The 16,678-nt window shown below is 58.3% G+C and carries 17 protein-coding genes; 8 read left to right on the top strand and 9 right to left on the bottom strand.

Going from position 1 to position 16,678, the window contains the following annotated elements; genetic code table 11:
- Nucleotides 1–19: 19 nt before the first annotated feature.
- Nucleotides 20–430, bottom strand: a complete 411-nt coding sequence (locus DTF_RS0107705) for a MerR family transcriptional regulator (protein ID WP_027714855.1) — start codon at nt 428–430, stop codon at nt 20–22.
- Nucleotides 431–631: 201 nt separating this feature from the next.
- Here DTF_RS0107705 and DTF_RS0107700 point away from each other — a divergent pair, with 201 nt between their 5' ends.
- The 4 genes from DTF_RS0107700 to DTF_RS0107685 all read left to right on the top strand — a co-directional run bounded on the left by DTF_RS0107700 (nt 632) and on the right by DTF_RS0107685 (nt 5,570).
- Entirely contained in the window at nt 632–1,780 is a 1,149-nt protein-coding gene (locus DTF_RS0107700) for an acyl-CoA dehydrogenase (protein WP_027714854.1), read from the top strand.
- Between the two features lie 43 nt (nt 1,781–1,823).
- Entirely contained in the window at nt 1,824–3,803 is a 1,980-nt protein-coding gene (locus DTF_RS0107695) for a heterodisulfide reductase-related iron-sulfur binding cluster (RefSeq protein ID WP_027714853.1), read from the top strand.
- Between the two features lie 66 nt (nt 3,804–3,869).
- Nucleotides 3,870–4,643, top strand: coding sequence for an electron transfer flavoprotein subunit beta/FixA family protein (locus tag DTF_RS0107690; protein ID WP_027714852.1), 774 nt, complete (start codon nt 3,870–3,872; stop codon nt 4,641–4,643).
- Between the two features lie 9 nt (nt 4,644–4,652).
- A complete protein-coding gene (locus DTF_RS0107685) occupies nt 4,653–5,570 on the top strand; it encodes an electron transfer flavoprotein subunit alpha/FixB family protein (RefSeq protein WP_027714851.1) in 918 nt (305 codons plus the stop codon).
- 97 nt (nt 5,571–5,667) lie between these two features.
- On the opposite strand, the gene DTF_RS0107680 is transcribed toward DTF_RS0107685, so the two are convergent.
- Complete coding sequence (locus DTF_RS0107680) at nt 5,668–7,230, bottom strand: sigma-54-dependent Fis family transcriptional regulator (protein WP_027714850.1); 1,563 nt, start codon at nt 7,228–7,230, stop codon at nt 5,668–5,670.
- Nucleotides 7,231–7,440: 210 nt separating this feature from the next.
- Here DTF_RS0107680 and DTF_RS0107675 point away from each other — a divergent pair, with 210 nt between their 5' ends.
- A complete protein-coding gene (locus tag DTF_RS0107675) occupies nt 7,441–8,364 on the top strand; it encodes a sulfite exporter TauE/SafE family protein (protein WP_226989218.1) in 924 nt (307 codons plus the stop codon).
- A gap of 329 nt (nt 8,365–8,693) precedes the next feature.
- Here the strand turns inward: DTF_RS0107675 and DTF_RS0107670 are convergent, their stop codons facing one another.
- A complete protein-coding gene (locus tag DTF_RS0107670) occupies nt 8,694–9,746 on the bottom strand; it encodes a 4Fe-4S binding protein (protein ID WP_081702859.1) in 1,053 nt (350 codons plus the stop codon).
- A 129-nt stretch (nt 9,747–9,875) separates the two neighbouring features.
- Here DTF_RS0107670 and DTF_RS0107665 point away from each other — a divergent pair, with 129 nt between their 5' ends.
- The gene (locus DTF_RS0107665; RefSeq protein WP_035056249.1) at nt 9,876–10,265 is read left to right on the top strand and encodes a response regulator; all 390 of its coding nucleotides are present in this window, start codon (nt 9,876–9,878) and stop codon (nt 10,263–10,265) included.
- A gap of 15 nt (nt 10,266–10,280) precedes the next feature.
- On the opposite strand, the gene DTF_RS0107660 is transcribed toward DTF_RS0107665, so the two are convergent.
- Both DTF_RS0107660 and DTF_RS26025 read right to left on the bottom strand, forming a co-directional pair.
- The gene (locus tag DTF_RS0107660; protein WP_027714846.1) at nt 10,281–10,586 is read right to left on the bottom strand and encodes a cupin domain-containing protein; all 306 of its coding nucleotides are present in this window, start codon (nt 10,584–10,586) and stop codon (nt 10,281–10,283) included.
- Nucleotides 10,587–10,669: 83 nt separating this feature from the next.
- Nucleotides 10,670–10,795 carry an entericidin A/B family lipoprotein gene (locus DTF_RS26025; RefSeq protein WP_081702858.1) on the bottom strand — a complete coding sequence of 42 codons (126 nt, stop codon included), beginning with the start codon at nt 10,793–10,795 and terminating at the stop codon, nt 10,670–10,672.
- Between the two features lie 256 nt (nt 10,796–11,051).
- Between DTF_RS26025 and DTF_RS22505 the strand changes: the two genes are divergently transcribed.
- Entirely contained in the window at nt 11,052–11,711 is a 660-nt protein-coding gene (locus tag DTF_RS22505) for a superoxide dismutase family protein (protein ID WP_051361119.1), read from the top strand.
- Between the two features lie 78 nt (nt 11,712–11,789).
- On the opposite strand, the gene DTF_RS0107645 is transcribed toward DTF_RS22505, so the two are convergent.
- The 4 genes from DTF_RS0107645 to DTF_RS0107630 all read right to left on the bottom strand — a co-directional run bounded on the left by DTF_RS0107645 (nt 11,790) and on the right by DTF_RS0107630 (nt 15,877).
- Entirely contained in the window at nt 11,790–12,800 is a 1,011-nt protein-coding gene (locus DTF_RS0107645; protein ID WP_051361117.1) for a hypothetical protein, read from the bottom strand.
- 80 nt (nt 12,801–12,880) lie between these two features.
- Nucleotides 12,881–14,341 (bottom strand): cell wall metabolism sensor histidine kinase WalK, encoded by a 1,461-nt coding sequence (locus DTF_RS22500; protein WP_051361116.1) that lies wholly within the window; start codon nt 14,339–14,341, stop codon nt 12,881–12,883.
- Nucleotides 14,342–15,013 carry a response regulator transcription factor gene (locus DTF_RS0107635; RefSeq protein ID WP_027714844.1) on the bottom strand — a complete coding sequence of 224 codons (672 nt, stop codon included), beginning with the start codon at nt 15,011–15,013 and terminating at the stop codon, nt 14,342–14,344.
- A gap of 57 nt (nt 15,014–15,070) precedes the next feature.
- Complete coding sequence (locus DTF_RS0107630) at nt 15,071–15,877, bottom strand: pyruvate, water dikinase regulatory protein (protein WP_027714843.1); 807 nt, start codon at nt 15,875–15,877, stop codon at nt 15,071–15,073.
- Between the two features lie 230 nt (nt 15,878–16,107).
- Here DTF_RS0107630 and DTF_RS0107625 point away from each other — a divergent pair.
- A partial coding sequence (locus tag DTF_RS0107625) for a 50S ribosomal protein L11 methyltransferase (protein ID WP_027714842.1) occupies nt 16,108–16,678 on the top strand: 571 nt, incomplete at its 3' end.

Genomic DNA, 16,678 nt, shown 5'->3' with positions numbered 1-16,678 from the left:
AATGGCATCCTTGGGCATTTCATCCTTCCTGTCCGGCCATTCGCTCGTTAAGAACGTCCAGGACCCTCATCCGGTAATTGACGATCTCCTTGCGCAATGAAGAGAGGTTGGAGATTTTCTCATCGATGTTGTTGATGTGCATGTCAAGAATGTTCAGGAGCTTCGGCATCATTTTGTCAGGATCCTGGTAGGCTTTGTAAATGTCGGCGAGTTCATGCATTTCTTTGAGGGTGATGCCGAGATCCTTTAGCTTGAGGATGAATTTCAGTCTTGTGATGTCGTCTTTTTTGTAGACGCGAACACCCCCTTCGAGCCTCTGGGGAGGGGACATGAGGCCGATTTCCTCGTAATAGCGGATGGTTCGGGTCGTGATCCCGAGCGATTCGGCCAGTTCGCCGATCTGGATGGCTTCGTGCTGTTTGACTTTCATGTGATTACCTTTACGTTATTTTTTGATTCGAACCTACCATCAAGACCCTTCCGTGTCAAGAGACCAGATGTATAAAGCCCCTTGATCCGTACATGCAGTTAAAAGATTAAATATCCTTATAATCTGATTGACTTTTACGTAAAGTGTATATAAGATTCGCACGGGTTAAGAAAACAGATTCAACACATGGCGGAGGGTGCGATGCATTTCCAATTGACCGAAGAGCAGAACCTGATTCGTGAGACGGTGCGCGGCTTCGCCGAAAAGGAGGTTCTCCCTTCGGCGGCGGAGCGCGATGAGCAGGAGCGCTTCGACCGTGCCCTGATGTTCGACAAGCTTGCCGAACTGGGGCTGACCGGCATCGTCTTCCCCGAAGAGTACGGCGGCGCCGGGGGCGATTACATCAGCTACGCCATTGCCGTCGAAGAACTCTCCCGGGTCTGCGCCTCCACGGGGGTGACCCTCTCGGCGCATCTTTCTCTGGGCGCCAACCCGATCTATCTCTTTGGCACGGAGGAACAGAAGCAAAAGTATTTGATCCCTCTGGCTGAGGGGAGCAAGATGGGCGCCTTCGGACTGACCGAGCCGTCCGCGGGTTCCGACGCCGGCGGCACCCGAACCACGGCGGTTCCGGAGGGGGAGCACTGGGTCCTGAACGGCTCCAAGATTTTCATCACCAACGGCGGCGAAGCGGAAACCTATATCGTTTTCGCCCGAACCGACAAAAATGCCGAGAAGCACTACGGCATCAGCGCCTTCATCGTTGAAAAGGACGCTCCCGGTTTCACCTTCGGCAAGAAGGAGGCCAAGATGGGTATCCGCTCATCACCGACCATGGAGCTGGTTTTCGAGAACTGCCGCATCCCCCGGGAGAACCTCCTCGGAGAAGAAGGGAAGGGATTCAAGATCGCCATGAAAACTCTGGACGGAGGCCGCATCGGCATTGCCGCCCAGGCGCTGGGGATCGCCCAGGGGGCACTGGATGCCGCCGTCGCCTATGCCCGCGAGCGCAAGCAGTTCGACCAGCCGATCGCCGGTTTCCAGGCAATCCAGTTCATGCTTGCCGATATGACGACGCAAATCGAGGCGGCCCGTCTGATGGTTTATCAGGCCGCCTTTCGGGCCAGTGCGGGGCTTTCCTACTCCACAGAATCGGCGATGGCCAAGCTGATCGCCTCGGAAACGGCGATGAGGGTCGCCACCCAGGCGGTGCAGATCCACGGCGGTTACGGATACACCCGCGATTATCCGGTGGAGCGGATGATGCGCGATGCCAAGATCACCGAGATCTACGAAGGAACAAGCGAAGTGCAGCGGATCGTCATCGGCGCCGCCGTGGTCAGGGGCTGATCTCCGGGGACGCCCCCGACTTACGCAGGAGTAGAGGTGCAGGATGGAATTCACACGGGAAATCTACTGGAACATCGGAGGCGGGGCGGGAACACTTGTCCCCATGTACCTGCTGACCATCATGGCGGTCGCCGTATTTGTCCGGGGCTTCTGGCTGCGCATCAAGGTCTACAGGCAGGGCCAGCCCTTAAGTCGCATCGACGATCCCGGGTCGCGCACCGTCGAGCTGGTCAGGAATGCCCTGGGGCAGGTAAAGGTGCTTCGGGGCAAGGGACCCGGAAGCTTGCACAGCCTCTTCTTCTGGAGCTTCTTTCTCCTGTTCATCGGCACCTGCCTGATCGTCGTCCAGGCCGACTTCGCCGATCCGATCTTCGGCGTGAGATTCCTCAAAGGCAGCTTCTACAAACTCTTCTCCGTCGTCCTCGACTTGGCCGGCCTGCTCGCCCTGGTGATGATGCTCGGGCTTTTCGTGCGCCGCTATCTGGTGCGCCCGGCGGGGCTGGAGACGAAGAAGGACGATGCCCTCATGCACGGCCTGCTCTTCGCCATCCTCATGAGCGGCTTCGTCCTCGAAGGAGCACGCATGGCCGTCACCGAACTGGGCACGCCGCTGGCCGCCTGGTCGCCCGTTGGTCTCGTCTTCGCCAAGGCCCTCTCCGGGATAGGCGAGCCGTCCCTGCGGACCCTCCATACGCTGACCTGGTGGGGGCACTTCGCCCTGGTGATCGGCTTCATCGTCGCCATCCCCTTCACCAAGTTCCGACATATCTTCACCACCAGCGCCAATTACTTCTTTGCCGACCGGGGTCCCAAGGGGGCGATGGCGACCATCGACCTCGAAGACGAGGAGGCCGAGAGCTTCGGCGCCGCACAGGTGGCGGATCTCACATGGAAGGATATTTTCGACGCCGACGCCTGCATCGAGTGCAAACGCTGCCAGGACCGCTGTCCCGCCCATGCCACAGACAAGCCCCTCTCCCCCATGAAGGTGGTGAACCAGATCGGAGAGACGGCTTTCTCCGATCCCGAAGGGAGCCTGATCGAGACCGTCTCGAAAGATGCCCTGTGGTCCTGCACCACCTGCCGCGCCTGCCAGGAGATCTGTCCGGCATCCATCGAGCATGTGAACAAGATTCTCGAGATGCGCCGCAACCTGGTGCTCATGGGAGGGGAGTTCCCTGGCCAGGAGGTTATGAGCTCCGTCGATCATACCGAGGTCAACGGCAATCCACTGGGGATGGGATACGCTTCCCGCAGCGATTGGGCACAGGAACTCGGCGTCAAGTCCCTTGCCGAGGATACCGAGTTCGATGTCCTCTATTTCGTCGGCTGCTACGCCTCCTTCGACAAGCGCAACATCGCCGTGGCCAAAAGCTTCATCAAGCTCTGCGATGCCGCGGGGGTAAAGGTTGGCATCCTCGGAAAGGAAGAGAAATGCTGCGGCGAGCCGCTGCGCAAGCTCGGCAACGAGTATCTTTACCAGACACTGGCCGCCGAAAACATAGAGCTGATCAAGGGATATGGGGTGACGAAAGTCGTCACGACCTGCCCGCACTGTTTCAATACCCTGGCCAAGGACTATCGGGACCTGGGCTTCGAGCCAGAGGTGGAGCACTACACGGTATTTATCGAGCGGCTGCTCAAAAAAGGCAGGCTTGCCGTCAACTCGGAGAGCTTCGCATGCACCTACCATGACTCCTGCTATATCGGCCGCTACAACAACATCTTTGCGGCCCCGCGCAACCTCATCCGAGCGGCGGGCGGCATCATAGCCGAAATGGCGAAGAGCGAAAAGGAGAACTTCTGCTGCGGCGCCGGCGGGGGCCGGATCCTGGCCGAGGAGCAGCTCGGCAGCCGCATCAGCGTCAAGAGAGTCGGTATGGCAGCCGAAACCCATGCGCCAACCCTTGTCTCCAATTGTCCTTTCTGCCTGACCATGTTCGAGGACGGGGTGAAGGGGGCGGACCTGGAAGAGGCTTTGGCGCCAAGGGACATCGCCGAGATCCTGGCGGAGAGGCTTTAGATAGGTCCAATAGGACCTATGAGACCCATGGGACCAACAAAAACCCCGAATACAGGAGGTAGCCAAATGAAAATCCTGGTTTGCATCAAGCAGGTTCCGGACATGGAATCGCGGTTCCGCATCAGCGGCGAGGGAAACTGGTATGAGGAGACCGATCTCGCCTGGCGGATGAACGAGTACGACGAGTACGCGGTGGAGCAGGCGGTCCGGCTCAGGGAACAGGTCGGTGAGGCCGATCTCACCGTCCTGTCCATCGGCCCCGACCGGGTCAAAGAGGCGATGAAGAAAGCCCTGGCCATGGGGTGCGACCGGGGTGTGCAAGTCAAGGACGATGCCTGTTTCAAGAAGGATTCCTTCGAGATCGCCTCGGTCATAGCGGAATTCGCCGCAGACAAGGGGTTCGACATGATCTTCACCGGAATGCAGTCCCAGGACCGCGGCTCAGGACAGGTGGGGGTGCTGGTGGCTGAGATGCTTGGCGTGCCCGCCATTACCACCATCGTCGATTTCACCTTCGCATCCGGAGTTGTTACTGCACGGCGCGAACTCGAAGGGGGGCTCAAGGCGGTGGTGAAGGCGCCGCTGCCGGCGCTGGTCACCTGTCAGCTCGGCCTCAACACACCGCGATATCCGACCCTGCCAAACATCATGAAGGCCAAGAAGAAGGAACTGCTGAGTATCGAGGCCGCTGATCTGCTCAAGGTCGAAGAACGCCTCGACACCGAGAAGATGTATTTTCCCGAGCGTAAAGGGAGCGGTCTGGTGCTTGAAGGGGATGTCGGTGATCTGGCCGACCAGCTCATCCGTATTCTGAGAGAAAAAACCGCCGTACTGGCATAGGAGGAGATCATGAAAGCATTACTCGTTGGCGAATACAGGGAAGGCAGGCTGCTCGGCTCCACCTACGAACTGATCGCCTTCGCTGAGAAGGCGGGCGCCGAAAGCGCCATGTTCCTGGTGGGCAGCGAAAGCGAGGTGCCCAAGTACGGCGGCACGCTCTATCTGGCCGACGCCGGCAACTACGGGGAGTTCAACCCCACCGCGCACAAGCATCTGTTGATCGAAGCGGTGGCCAGGGAGAATCCCGACCTCGTGGTTTTCGTCCATTCCTCCTACGGATGGGACCTCGCCCCCCGGCTTGCCCTGGCTCTTCAGGCGGCGCAGGTCTCCGAAGTGGTCGGTGTCGCCGACGGCGCCTACGTCGTTCCCGCCTGCAACGCCAAGCTGCGTCGCAGCGTCAAGTCGAGGACGGCCGTTTCCGTGCTCACCCTTCAGTCCGGCGCCTTCTCCCCCTCCTCCGAGCCTTCGGGGAGTCCGGCGGTGGTGAAGATCGATGCCGACTGGGCGGCCCCCATGGAGTTTGGCGGCTACGAAGCGGCCGAGAAGACCGGAGTCGATCTGACCAAATCGGAGATCATCGTCAGCGCCGGAAGGGGGATCGGCAAGAAGGACAATCTGACCGTCGTCGCCGCCCTGGCCGAGGCGATGGGAGGGGAAATGGGCGCCAGCCGCCCCGTTGTCGATGCCGAATGGGCCGAACACAACCGCCAGGTCGGCTCCACCGGCCAGGCCGTCTCGCCGAAGCTGTACGTGGCCTGCGGCATCTCCGGAGCGATTCAACACCTGGCCGGGATGAAGAAGTCGGAGTTCGTGGTGGCAATCAACACCGACAGGGATGCTCCCATAGGCGAGGTGGCCGACGTGCTGGTGGTGGCCGACCTGAACCAGTTCGTCCCTGTGCTGACGGATAGGATCAGGGCTCTTTGAGATCCACAAGGCTGAAATCTAAAAAACAAGTGAATGAGGGCAGGCCCCTTTCGCTTGAATGTCAATCGAGATGCCTGTCGGCATGATGAAGAGAGGATCATTTCGTCCGGAAGCCGGCCCATTGAATGCCGAGCTTGCGCATGCGTGCCCGCAAGGTGTGTGGATTGATCTCGAGGAGACGAGCGGCGCCATCAGGGCCTTCAACACGACCCCTTGATTGCATGAGGGCTGCTTCGATGTGTTTTCGCATGATCTCATCCAGGCTCGGAAATGGTCTTGTTCCCGGCCGGGAGGGCGCCGCCTCGGCACACGAAGGAAAGTCCCGTGGCCCCATGGACCCTTCTATCCCCAGAGCCTGGTCCACCGCGAGGCCATTCTTATTCCCCAGGATGACTGCCCGCTCGATGACCGCGGCCAGTTCTCGGATATTCCCCGGCCAGGGATAGGCCACGAGGCGCCGGATGTCGCTGTCAGAGGGTGTCAGCGGGGGCGCTCCCAGGCGTTTCGCCGCGCGCAGAGCAAAATGAGCTGCCAGTGCGGGGATGTCCTCAGTTCTTTCGCGCAGGGGAGGAATCACGAGCGGAAAGACCGCGATGCGGTACCAGAGGTCATCTCTGAAATCTCCTCGTCTCACCATCTCTCTCAGGTCGAGGTGAGTGGCCGCCACAACCCGCACGTCGACGTTGAGCTGCTTCTGACCACCAACCCGTTCGAAGGTCCCGTCCTGAAGAATCCGTAACAGCCTCACCTGGGCCGCCGGCGGCAGCTCTCCGATCTCATCCAGAAAAAGCGTCCCCCCATCTGCTCGTTCAAACCATCCCTTGTGACTTCCCGTCGCACCGGTAAAACTGCCCCGCTCATGACCAAAAAGCTGCGAGTCGACCAATTCGGATGGAATCGCCCCGCAGTTCACCCGTAAAAATGGCCCCGCCCGTCTCCGCGAGTGATTATGGATGGCCCGGGCGGCCACCTCTTTCCCGGAACCTGTTTCGCCGAGCAGGAGCACCGGCGCATCCGAGCGGCTCACCTGCTCGATGGCTTTGACCACCTTCCGAAGCCCCGTTTCCGAGCCGATGATTGAATCGCTGATGTCCTGGCGTCCCAGTTTCGAGAGCAGGGAGAGATTGCTGGCCTCGGCGGCCTCTCTGATCATTGTCAGTTCGTGGAGGTGTCTGCTGTTGAAAAGTGCGATCGAAAAGGGTTCGAGAAGGGCTTCCAGCATACGGTGGTGCCGGGGTTCGAAAGGTTGGGAGAGAGTGGAGGCAAGGACCAGGGCGCCGAGCATCTCTCGATTGTGGTTGAGAGGGCCGGCTAGAACCGTTCCATTGAAATCATCGGGCAGGATTCCAGGCAGGCCGCTCCTGGTCGCGCCGGCATCGGCTTCCCAGGGAATTGCTTTGGAGCCCCAGTCCAGAAGATGCCCAACCTGCTGAGGATTGCAGGTGAATCTGAGAGGGGCGATTCGACTGCTGAGGGTGAGGCTTCCAGAACCCGCCGTCACGATCCGGGAGTCTGCCCGGTCGATGCTGCGCACCAGAACCGTATCGATCGGAAACGGCCGGGCCAGCACAGGAACGCTCAGCCTGACGGCTTCGGAGAATTCAGCATGGCTGCAGGCGAGGCGCCAGATCTCCAGGACGGTCAGTTGAAAACTCTGCATCAGATCACCGTGGCGGAAGATAGGGGAACCGTCAAATACGATAGAAACTCTATCAAATACCGCGGTGAGTTCAAGACACCGATCGGTGGGCCTGATTTATGGGGCCTGGCGGAGAGAAGGAGCTTCGGCACGGCCCCTGCTAAACAAATGTTCAGGGAAAGATCTCCAGGGGTTTTTACGTCAGGGATTTATTCAGAAGCGGAGGACGGCATGGGGACTATGGGAGAGTTCAAATCGGCTTCTCAATTGGCGGCGCCAGGCATTTTTCGTCAGCGCCGGATGCGGATCTGGTGCTGGACCATCTCGGGGCTGCTTCTTCTCGTTGGCCTCAAGGCAGTTTTCCCTGACTGGCGGTTTATTCCCGACCTTCCTGGGGACCAGCTCCCAGCGTCCTTTCTGCTGCTCTTTCTTTCGGCGCATCTTTGCGAATACGTCGACTCGAGTCTCGGCATGGGCTACGGGACGACTCTCACACCGATCCTTCTCCTGGTCGGCTACGAGCCGCTCCAGGTGGTCCCCTGCATATTGTTGAGCGAGCTGGTCACCGGGCTCTCGGCAGGGGTGATGCATCAGAGGGATGGGAACGTCGATTTCGTCAAGGATCGCCATGCCCGGAACACGGCCATTCTTTTGTCAGGGCTGAGCCTCGCTGGCGCCATCGGGGCGGTCGTCTTATCCGTGAATGTGTCGAAAGCCTTGCTCAATTCGATTATCGCAGCCATTATCCTGTCCGCCGGCCTGGCCATTCTCGCCTCTGTCCGCCGGAGGTTCCGCTATCGCCCGGGCTTTATCCTCCTTTTGGGAGCCGTCGCCGCCTTCAACAAGGGGGTAAGCGGGGGAGGATACGGACCTTTGACGACTTCAGGGCAGGTGGTCTCGGGTTTGTCGCCGAAGCAGGCGGTGGCCATTACCTCGCTGGCCGAATCGTTTACCTGCCTGGTGGGGTTGACCGGATATCTCCTGGTCCAAGGCGCTCTGGATCCGAGTCTGGCGCTGCCGCTGACTTTGGGGGGGGTGCTGTCGGTCCCGATGTCGACCTGGACGGTGCGGCGGGTTTCGGAACGGGCCATGAAAATGGGGGTCGGCTGCGCAACACTCCTCCTGGGGATGTTCCTTCTGGCCAGGACGCTGTAGATCGGCTGTCGGGGAATGTCTCTGCGGCACGGTGCAAAGGTCTGCGTCGAAGGGGGCTTCAGAGCTGCCCGGCGATGACCCGGGAAATCTCCACGAGAATGGCTATGTCATTTTTGGTGAAATCTTCTCCAGGCCTGGACGGGATCTTCCCCTTTGTGGGAAACCTGAAGGACTCTTTTGATATACCCGTTTCCAGGTAATGGCGCGCTGATAATCTTCTGGATGGGGAGGGGACTTTTTATATCCGTGACATCGAGACGGACTTTCTCGAAGATGAAGGCGTGATGGGCCGAGGCGAAACGGTTGTTTTACCGCCGAAGGTGTACCGTCTAACGACTTCGGAGGATACCGGAGACTTCCCTGGCGGACGGGCTGCTCTGCCAGCGGTCGACAGATCGTCCGTAGAGATCGGCGCCGATGAAGAGAGTCAACAGAAGGAGGGCGAAGACGACCGAGGGGAGCAGGATCCGCCCCGCTGCTTTCATGGTCACCGCCCCCGGGGACGGACAGCCGTGAACGCAGCGATAACAGGCGTAGCACTCGGCGGAGCGAACCGTCTTTTTATGCATCACCGGCAGCCAGGCGGGACAGCGGGCCGAGCACAGTCCGCAGCGGATGCAGAGTTTTTCACTGCGCCTTATCTTGCTCAGGGAGAAGATGGAGACCAGCCCCAGCAGGGCGCCGTAGGGGCAGAGATAACGGCACCAGGCCATCTGTACGAAAAGACAGAGCAGGGTCAGGATCGCAAACACCGTCAGGGCCAAGGCGGATGGGTGCTGAAAAAACTGCAGCAGCCGAACATCGGCAATCTTGTGATAAGGCGAAGCCATGAAGGCCCTGAGCCCGGGCAGGGGCATGAGCCAGAGAATCTGGTAAAGAAAGAATACGAGGATCAAGTATTTCAGACTGCGCAGGGGCAGATCCAACCAGAAAGGGGGCGCGAAGTTTCGACCGAAGAGACGTTTCCCCACCCGCCACAACCCCTCGGAGAGAGGAAAGACGGGACAGACCCAGGAGCAGAACCCTCGTTTCAGGAGAAGACCGGTGAGCAGCGCCGCCAGAAGGATGAGAGCGGCGGCGGGATGGACGGGAAAAACTTCTCCTCTTTCCATCCAGTGGCGCAGCCCCATCAGGCCGCTGATGGGGAGAAACCCGTCGACGGCCGCCGGTCTCGCCACCTCAGGCATTCGACCGGCCATCAGGGCCTCGGACCAGTGGACGAAGCGGACCGCGACCCAGATGTAGAAAAGAAGAAAACCCCCTTGAACCAGGTAGCGGGGGAGCATAGGCGGGATGCGGAACCTTTTTGAGGCCATCGGGTGCTGTGATGGTGGTGTTGTGATCGGCGCCGGCTCGCCGGTGTTCCGTACGACTTCATTCATATTGTTGTTCTTCCACTACCCAGCCGCTATTTTGCAGGTCGTCATTGCAAGAAAAAGAGGGGTTTTCATTGATCGGCAAAAACGTTATCATGCCCACCGCCGCCTGTGTCTGCGACCGGAGATCATGGAATGAAAGTCCTTGTTATTGATGACGATACCGCATTTCTAGCATTATTGAAGGAATATGCCCAGAAGAGCTTTCCTGACCTGGAACTGACCACCTGCAGCAATCCGGTGAAGGGATTGGCGGCGATCACCGATACTCTTGATCTGCTGCTGATTGATCTGGAGATGCCCGGAATCGACGGAGCCAAGGTGCTCGCTTATGCCACCGGTTTGGGATTGAGTAAAAACAGAATCATTATCCTCTCAGGCCGGGATGCCGATTACCTGCACCAACGCTTTCCCATGGGAAGCTGTCTGGCGGTGCTCAATAAATTCGAGGCCAGACAGAAAGCGGTGCTCGATATGATCTTCAATTCCCTACAGAGAAAATGCAAGGAAAAACCAAGGGAGTGACTTCCGACCATCGCCTCAATACTCCGGAGGGGCATAGAAGTTTAAGGTCTCCAGGGGCCCGTCTCCCGTATTGTCGATCTGGTGGGCCTCTCCGGCTTCGATGAGAAGAAGCGTGCCCGTCTGCAGTGCGACTTCCCGGCCGTTCACGGTACCCCGACCCTTGCCGGCCAGAACGAACAGCCACTGATCGCTTCCTGAATGGGTGTTGTCCGGGCCACCCGTTGATTCGCCGGCCTGCAGCACCATGGTCGCCGCTTCCGAACGATCCGTGCCGGCAATCACCTTGAATCCTTTCTCACTACGCACCTGCAGATGTTTCATTCTCTGACCTTTCCATCGGAATTTCAAAGAAGAAGAGCCCTTGCAAATGGCAAGGGCTCCTTGGCGGACCAAGGTGGTCCGTTCTAGATTTCCTCATCCAGTTCTTCTCCGGCCTGCTCTATATCCTGACCGGCTCCTTTCAAGGTGTTACAAGCCGGAAGGGAAAAAAGGGCGAGAAGGAGAAGAAACCAGGCTATGGCCCGTTTCATGAGATTTCCTCCTTTCCTATTTGTTGTCTACTAAATACTTATCGCAAAAGGAAAAGTTTTCAACCCGACCAGGTCACGGCGGCGAGTGCCGGGACCCCCGGGGCCACCTGATCCTTCTCTCCATCAAAAAGGAAACCGGTTGTTCCATGAAATAACTCCTGCTGAATCCTGTTGACAACGGATGAATCGGAGATAGTTTGATCTTGGAGAATAAACTCCAGAGACTTACCGTCACCCGTGTGAAAGGAGACCTTCGATGATTCAGGTGAACTACCGCTGGCTTATCCCCTGGCTGCTAATGCCGCTGGCGCTTCTGTCCGCCTGCGAGAGGGAAAAACCCCAGACTCCTGCGACCACCCAGGAGCAGCAGGCGCCCGCGACTGCTCAGGAGCAACAGGTCCCTGCTATCACTGAAGAAAAACAGGCCCAGACCGCCCCGGGCGAACAGGAAAAAACGGCTCAGACCATGAAGGGGACCGCCGAACTGGAGCCGACCGAGGGGAACAAAGCGACTGGAACCGTCACGTTCACCTCCGTGGACGGTGGCGTGCAGATCGTGGCGGATCTGGAGGGACTGGAGCCGGGAAAGCACGGCTTCCATATTCATGAAAACGGCGACTGCAGCGCTCCGGATGCCGAATCGGCGGGCGGCCATTTCAATCCGGAAGGTTCACCGCACGGCACCCCCGACAATCCCGCAGCTCAGCGCCATGTGGGCGATCTGGGAAATGTGGAGGCGGACGAAGAAGGAAAGGCCCATTACGAGAGAACAGACCAGATCATCTCCATGGAGGGGGAGAATACCATTGTGGGCAAAGCCGTCATCGTGCATGCCCAGCCCGACGACCTGGAGACCCAGCCGACCGGCGGAGCAGGACCTCGTCTGGCCTGCGGGGTCATTCAGGCCAGGGAATAGCTGTAAATCGATCCGCACCTATAAAGGAACGGGCGCCATGGCTGGATGCCGGACGCCCGTCCCTTTGCCGTATTTCCCCTAATCGTAATTCTCTCCGGCAAAGGCTTCGCGGGCTTCATCGGCGAGCAGCTCGGGATTCTCCTGATATCGGGGGGAATGGTGAAAAACCAGCAGCCGGGCTGCCCGCGCTTTTCTGGCAATCTGTCCGGCCAGCCGGGCGGTGAGATGATTGCGCTGCATGGCCCTTTCGAGGTCGCGGTGCGCAAACGTGGCCTCAATCACCATCAGATGGGAATCGGCACCAAGAGCCGCAATCTTCTCCATATTCTTCTCGGTCGGAGCCGCATCGGTCACATAGCTGATTTTCATTCCCCTTTCAACATGAGCAATCTGCCGGCTCAACTCGGCCAGGGGAACGACGATCTCGCCCTTTGGGTCCAGCGGAACAAGTACGGGGGTCTCTGGCGCAACCCCCTGGCGCATCCGATCCTTGAATCGGGTGAGCCACGGACCGGGGCGGTAGCCGTGATGAACCAGCGCATCCTTGTGGATAGCTACATGAAGGGGTTCCTCCAGAACAAACGCCAGTGAGACGATATTGCCATGATCGAGAGGAACGGCCCGCACTCGGTAATAGTCGGTTTGCCGCAGCAGGCCTTCCCCTTTTTCAAGGGGTGTTTCTTCCTCGGGCCTGAAGGAATGGGCGGCGCGAAATACGACCTGCCTGCCTCCGTCCGGACCCCACTCACTGACTGTCAGGACGAGGGGATATCCGGCGACGAGATTCCATGTATATCCCGATAGCCGGCCGGCAATGCGATCCGCAAGCCCAGGGGGGCCGTATATTCGGAGTGGCCCTTCCTGGTGGAGGAACGTGCGCAGTAGGGCATCGAAACCGATCAGATGGTCGATATGGGCATGAGAGATGAAAACCTCACGGATCTTGAGTGTTTCCCTGGTTGTGAGGAGGTGCAGGTCGCCGCAGTCGAAGAGCAGGGCTTCACCGCGATGGGCCAGGCGGACATAGAGAGCGGGGTCGCCGAAGGCATCGTTAACGAGTCTGGGATAGAAGACGGATCTCATGTTCATCTTCTCCCGAAAAGCGGCATGGCACGGAAGAATTCCGGAGAACCTTCATTGACACCATGAGATGTTCCCAGTTTCCTGAACTATCGACCAGCTTTCTCGTCGAGAGCTGAGTGCGGGCCCGCGAGCGGCAAATAGACTGTAAATTCGCTCCCTTGGTCCGGCGCGGATTCCACGTCTATGCGTCCGCCATGAGCATCGATAATCGATTTAACGATGGCCAGACCCAGGCCGGTTCCGCCTACCTGACGGTTGCGAGCTTCGTCGACGCGGTAGAATCGGTCGAAAATATGAGCCAGGTGCTCCCGCGCAATGCCGATGCCGGTATCGGCAACGGCCACAACAGCTTCATGACCCCGGACTGCCAGGGAGATCGAGACCTGCCCACCCTCCGGCGTATATTTGATCGCGTTGGTAACAAGGTTGAGAAACATGCGGGTCAACTGCAGCTGATCCCCTTCGAGCCGGATCTCCTCGGTCACTTGCAGATTAAGAGACACGGAAATGTTCTTCGGGGCTCCCAGGGTTCCGCCTTGAAGATAAAGATCCTGAAGCATGTCGCTGAGGCTGAATTCGACGATGTTCAGATGCAGCTCCCCCGCCTCGCTCCTAGCCAGGGCAAGGAGGTCCTCCAGGATACGATCCATGCGGTTGATCTCTTCGAGGTTGGACTCCAGCGTTCCGCGCAGCTCCTCGGGCTCTTTCGCCCAGCGCAGGGCCACCTCGGTTTCCCCCTTCAGAATCGCCAGCGGTGTCCGCAGCTCATGAGAGGCATCTCCTGTGAATTGCCTGACCTTGTCAAATGAATTTTCAAGGCGGGCCAGCATGGAGTTGAACGTCTCCGCCAACTGGGCGACCTCATCCTGTGTACCGGTAGTCGGCAGGCGCTGATAAAGATTTTCAGCATTGATCTTCCGGGCGGCCCGGCTGATGCGAACTACGGGGGCAAGGGCGCGGCCGGCAAGGAACCAGCCTCCGATAGAAAGGGCCGCAATCGCCAGGGGGCTGAAGGTCAGAAGGATAAGGCGAAGATGCTCCAGCGTACCTTCCACGTGCTCGAGGCTTTCGCCGACTTGGACCAGATCGGTGACGCGGCCCTGCATGGTGATCGGAAAAGTCAATAATCGGAGGGGGGCCGGCGTCAGGGTCCTGACGGTCTCGAAGTGGGGCCTTCCCTGTGCGGCTTTTTGCAGGGCCGCCTTGTCCAGTGGGAGATGAAAAGTCTTCAGATTGCTTGAAGAACAGGCAATGTTGCCGCGGCCGTCGACAACCTGTACGAAGGAGCCCCAATTATGGCTCCTGATAAAGATTTCGAGCTTTTCACAATGCTCCTCACCGGGGGGTTCCATCGCGGGAAACCCGTCATGGGCCGCAAAATGGAAGGAGCTTACTTCTTCGGCAATGAGCTGAATTCTTTCGTCAACAAGAATGTGCAACTGGCGGGAGAGATACATGTGCCAGAATAAACCGCTGGCCGCCAAAATGACGGCCAGGGCAAGCGTATACCACAGGGTGAGGCGAAAGCGGAGAGAGCGGAAGAACAACTATTCCTCCTTCAAGACGTATCCCACACCCCGGACCGTATGAATGAGTTTCTTGTCGTAGTCCCGATCCACCTTCTTCCGCAGATAATTGACGTATACGTCGATGATATTGGTGAAGGAATCGAAGGTATAATCCCAGACATGCTCGGCGATCATCGTCCGGGTGAGGATCTGGTTGGGATTGCGCATGAAGTATTCCAAAAGGCCGTATTCTTTTGCGGTGAGGTCGATCTCCTTGTCGCCGCGCCAGACCTTGTGAGCCACGGGATCGAGGCGCAGATCGGCGAAATGGATTTCGGCTCCCCGGTCTTTGGCGCCACGCCGCGACAGGGCGCGGACACGGGCAAGTAGCTCGGCAAAAGCAAAGGGCTTGGTCAGGTAATCGTCACTGCCGGAATCCAGTCCGGCAACGATATCCTCCACCTTGTCCTTGGCGGTGAGGCAGAGAACCGGAGAAGTGATTTCCTTCTTGCGCAGTTCCTTGACGACGGCCAGGCCGTCCATTTTAGGCAGCATGACGTCCATCAGAATCAGGTCGTAAGGATTGGTTTCCCCCATGTAGAGACCTTCTTCCCCATCATAAGCCAGGTCTACCGAAAAACCTTCTTCCTCAAGACCTCGCTTGATGAAGCTGGCCACCTTTTTTTCGTCTTCCACCACTAGAATTCGCATGATATTCTCCTTTTGTTGCTTCTTTTCAGTCACGTGCGCCGCTTACGGATAGGCATCTTACTTAAGTTTGAGTTTGACGAGCACCTCGTTGGCGGTCTCTTCCACTGCTTTGCCGGTGACGTTCACCGTGACCCATGGCTGGCGACGGAAAAGACTCTTGGCAAACTGCAGTTCTTCCTCGATTCGGTCATAGTCGGCATAGGCGGTGCGAGGGTCCTGGCCCAGGTTCCTGAGCCGCGCCGCCCGCAGTTCCACCAGCCGCTGGGGATCGATGAGCAGACCCGCCACCCGGCCGGGATCGACTTGCAAAAGTTCTGCCGGCGGCTCTATCCCGCCGACCAGGGGGACATTTGCCACCTTCCAGCCTTTGTGGGCAAGATAAATGGACAGGGGGGTTTTGCTGGTCCGGGAAACCCCGACCAGGACGATATCGGCTTTATGCAGATTGCGGACTTCCTGTCCGTCGTCGTGTTTGACCGTGAATTCGACCGCTTCGATGCGGCGGAAATACTCCTCATCCACTCCGTGAAGCAACCCCGGTTTCTCTTGAGGGGAATGACCGAAAAATTCGGCTAACTTCAGAAGGAGCGGAGTGATCAGGTCGATGCTGGACAGCCCCAGCGAATCGCATTCGTCATGGACAAGTTGAGCCAGCTCCCGGTTCACGATCGTATAGACAATGAGGGCACCCAACGGCAGTGCCTCATCCAGCGCCTCATAAACCTGGTTTTTTGTCCGGACATTGCTGATTCGCTTGAGGCGCACCGCTTTATCCCGGAACTGGGTGAGGGCCGCCATGACAATTTCTTCGGCCGTCTCCCCGGTGGCATCGGACAGGAGGTAGACGAGCTGGGTGGCGGACATATGTCTCCTCATGAAAAACCCATTAGGAGTTTATCAGGGCTGCCTCCATACGCAAGCTCCGTGCTCTTTTTCTTTTTTTGGCTTCGGAAGAGACGGGAGGCATGCTGACGAATGAGATTATACCATTTAGGGTACCAACTCATTAAAGCATACCATAGATTAGAATTGATATCTGTTTTTGTCAAGGTTTTTTATTGCCTTTGGTCCCCCTTCTCTGCTAAACAGAAAAAATGGAAAAGATCTGGATTGAAATGCGCATACGGGTGCCTGCAACGGCCGTCGATCTGGTATGTCACGAACTTGCCGAACTCGGCTGCGACGGAGTGACGGTCGAGGAACGGCAACTCGATACCTTCATTCCGCCCGACCCCGACGAGTCTCCTCCGGAGGAGTACTTCATCAAGGCTTATTATGCCGTTTCGGGAGAATCGGAATCCCTTCGGCGCCTGATCAAAGAGCGGCTGGAATGGTTGGCCGGTTTCGTACCGGGCTTGATTCCGGCACTGCCTGAAGTCCGGGAAGTACGCACGGAAGACTGGGCGGAAGGATGGAAACAGCATTTCCGGGCCGTCCGCCTCGGTCCGCGCCTGGTGGTCAAGCCGTCCTGGGAGGATTTTCTCCCCGCATCGGGGGATGTGGTGGTCAATCTGGATCCAGGCATGGCCTTCGGAACGGGAACCCACGGGACCACCCGGCTCTGCCTGGAAGCGCTTGCCGGATTGTTCGAACATTCTCCCGTACCGAAACGGGTGCTGGACGTGGGGACCGGCTCGGGTATCCTGGCGATAGCCGCCGCCGCTC

The organism is Desulfuromonas sp. TF (assembly GCF_000472285.1).
Taxonomy (GTDB): domain Bacteria; phylum Desulfobacterota; class Desulfuromonadia; order Desulfuromonadales; family ATBO01; genus ATBO01.
The sequence above is the reverse complement of the archived record's forward strand: the minus strand, read 5'-3'. Positions and strand labels throughout refer to the sequence as shown.

Bases quoted from the DNA above. Each gene is read 5' to 3' on its own strand.
- DTF_RS0107705 (WP_027714855.1), bottom strand. From the start codon at position 430: ATGAAAGTCAAACAGCACGAAGCCATCCAGATCGGCGAACTGGCCGAA.
- DTF_RS0107700 (WP_027714854.1), top strand. From the start codon at position 632: ATGCATTTCCAATTGACCGAAGAGCAGAACCTGATTCGTGAGACGGTG.
- DTF_RS0107695 (WP_027714853.1), top strand. From the start codon at position 1,824: ATGGAATTCACACGGGAAATCTACTGGAACATCGGAGGCGGGGCGGGA.
- DTF_RS0107690 (WP_027714852.1), top strand. From the start codon at position 3,870: ATGAAAATCCTGGTTTGCATCAAGCAGGTTCCGGACATGGAATCGCGG.
- DTF_RS0107685 (WP_027714851.1), top strand. From the start codon at position 4,653: ATGAAAGCATTACTCGTTGGCGAATACAGGGAAGGCAGGCTGCTCGGC.
- DTF_RS0107680 (WP_027714850.1), bottom strand. From the start codon at position 7,230: ATGCAGAGTTTTCAACTGACCGTCCTGGAGATCTGGCGCCTCGCCTGC.
- DTF_RS0107675 (WP_226989218.1), top strand. From the start codon at position 7,441: ATGGGGACTATGGGAGAGTTCAAATCGGCTTCTCAATTGGCGGCGCCA.
- DTF_RS0107670 (WP_081702859.1), bottom strand. From the start codon at position 9,746: ATGAATGAAGTCGTACGGAACACCGGCGAGCCGGCGCCGATCACAACA.
- DTF_RS0107665 (WP_035056249.1), top strand. From the start codon at position 9,876: ATGAAAGTCCTTGTTATTGATGACGATACCGCATTTCTAGCATTATTG.
- DTF_RS0107660 (WP_027714846.1), bottom strand. From the start codon at position 10,586: ATGAAACATCTGCAGGTGCGTAGTGAGAAAGGATTCAAGGTGATTGCC.
- DTF_RS26025 (WP_081702858.1), bottom strand. From the start codon at position 10,795: ATGAAACGGGCCATAGCCTGGTTTCTTCTCCTTCTCGCCCTTTTTTCC.
- DTF_RS22505 (WP_051361119.1), top strand. From the start codon at position 11,052: ATGATTCAGGTGAACTACCGCTGGCTTATCCCCTGGCTGCTAATGCCG.
- DTF_RS0107645 (WP_051361117.1), bottom strand. From the start codon at position 12,800: ATGAACATGAGATCCGTCTTCTATCCCAGACTCGTTAACGATGCCTTC.
- DTF_RS0107635 (WP_027714844.1), bottom strand. From the start codon at position 15,013: ATGCGAATTCTAGTGGTGGAAGACGAAAAAAAGGTGGCCAGCTTCATC.
- DTF_RS0107630 (WP_027714843.1), bottom strand. From the start codon at position 15,877: ATGTCCGCCACCCAGCTCGTCTACCTCCTGTCCGATGCCACCGGGGAG.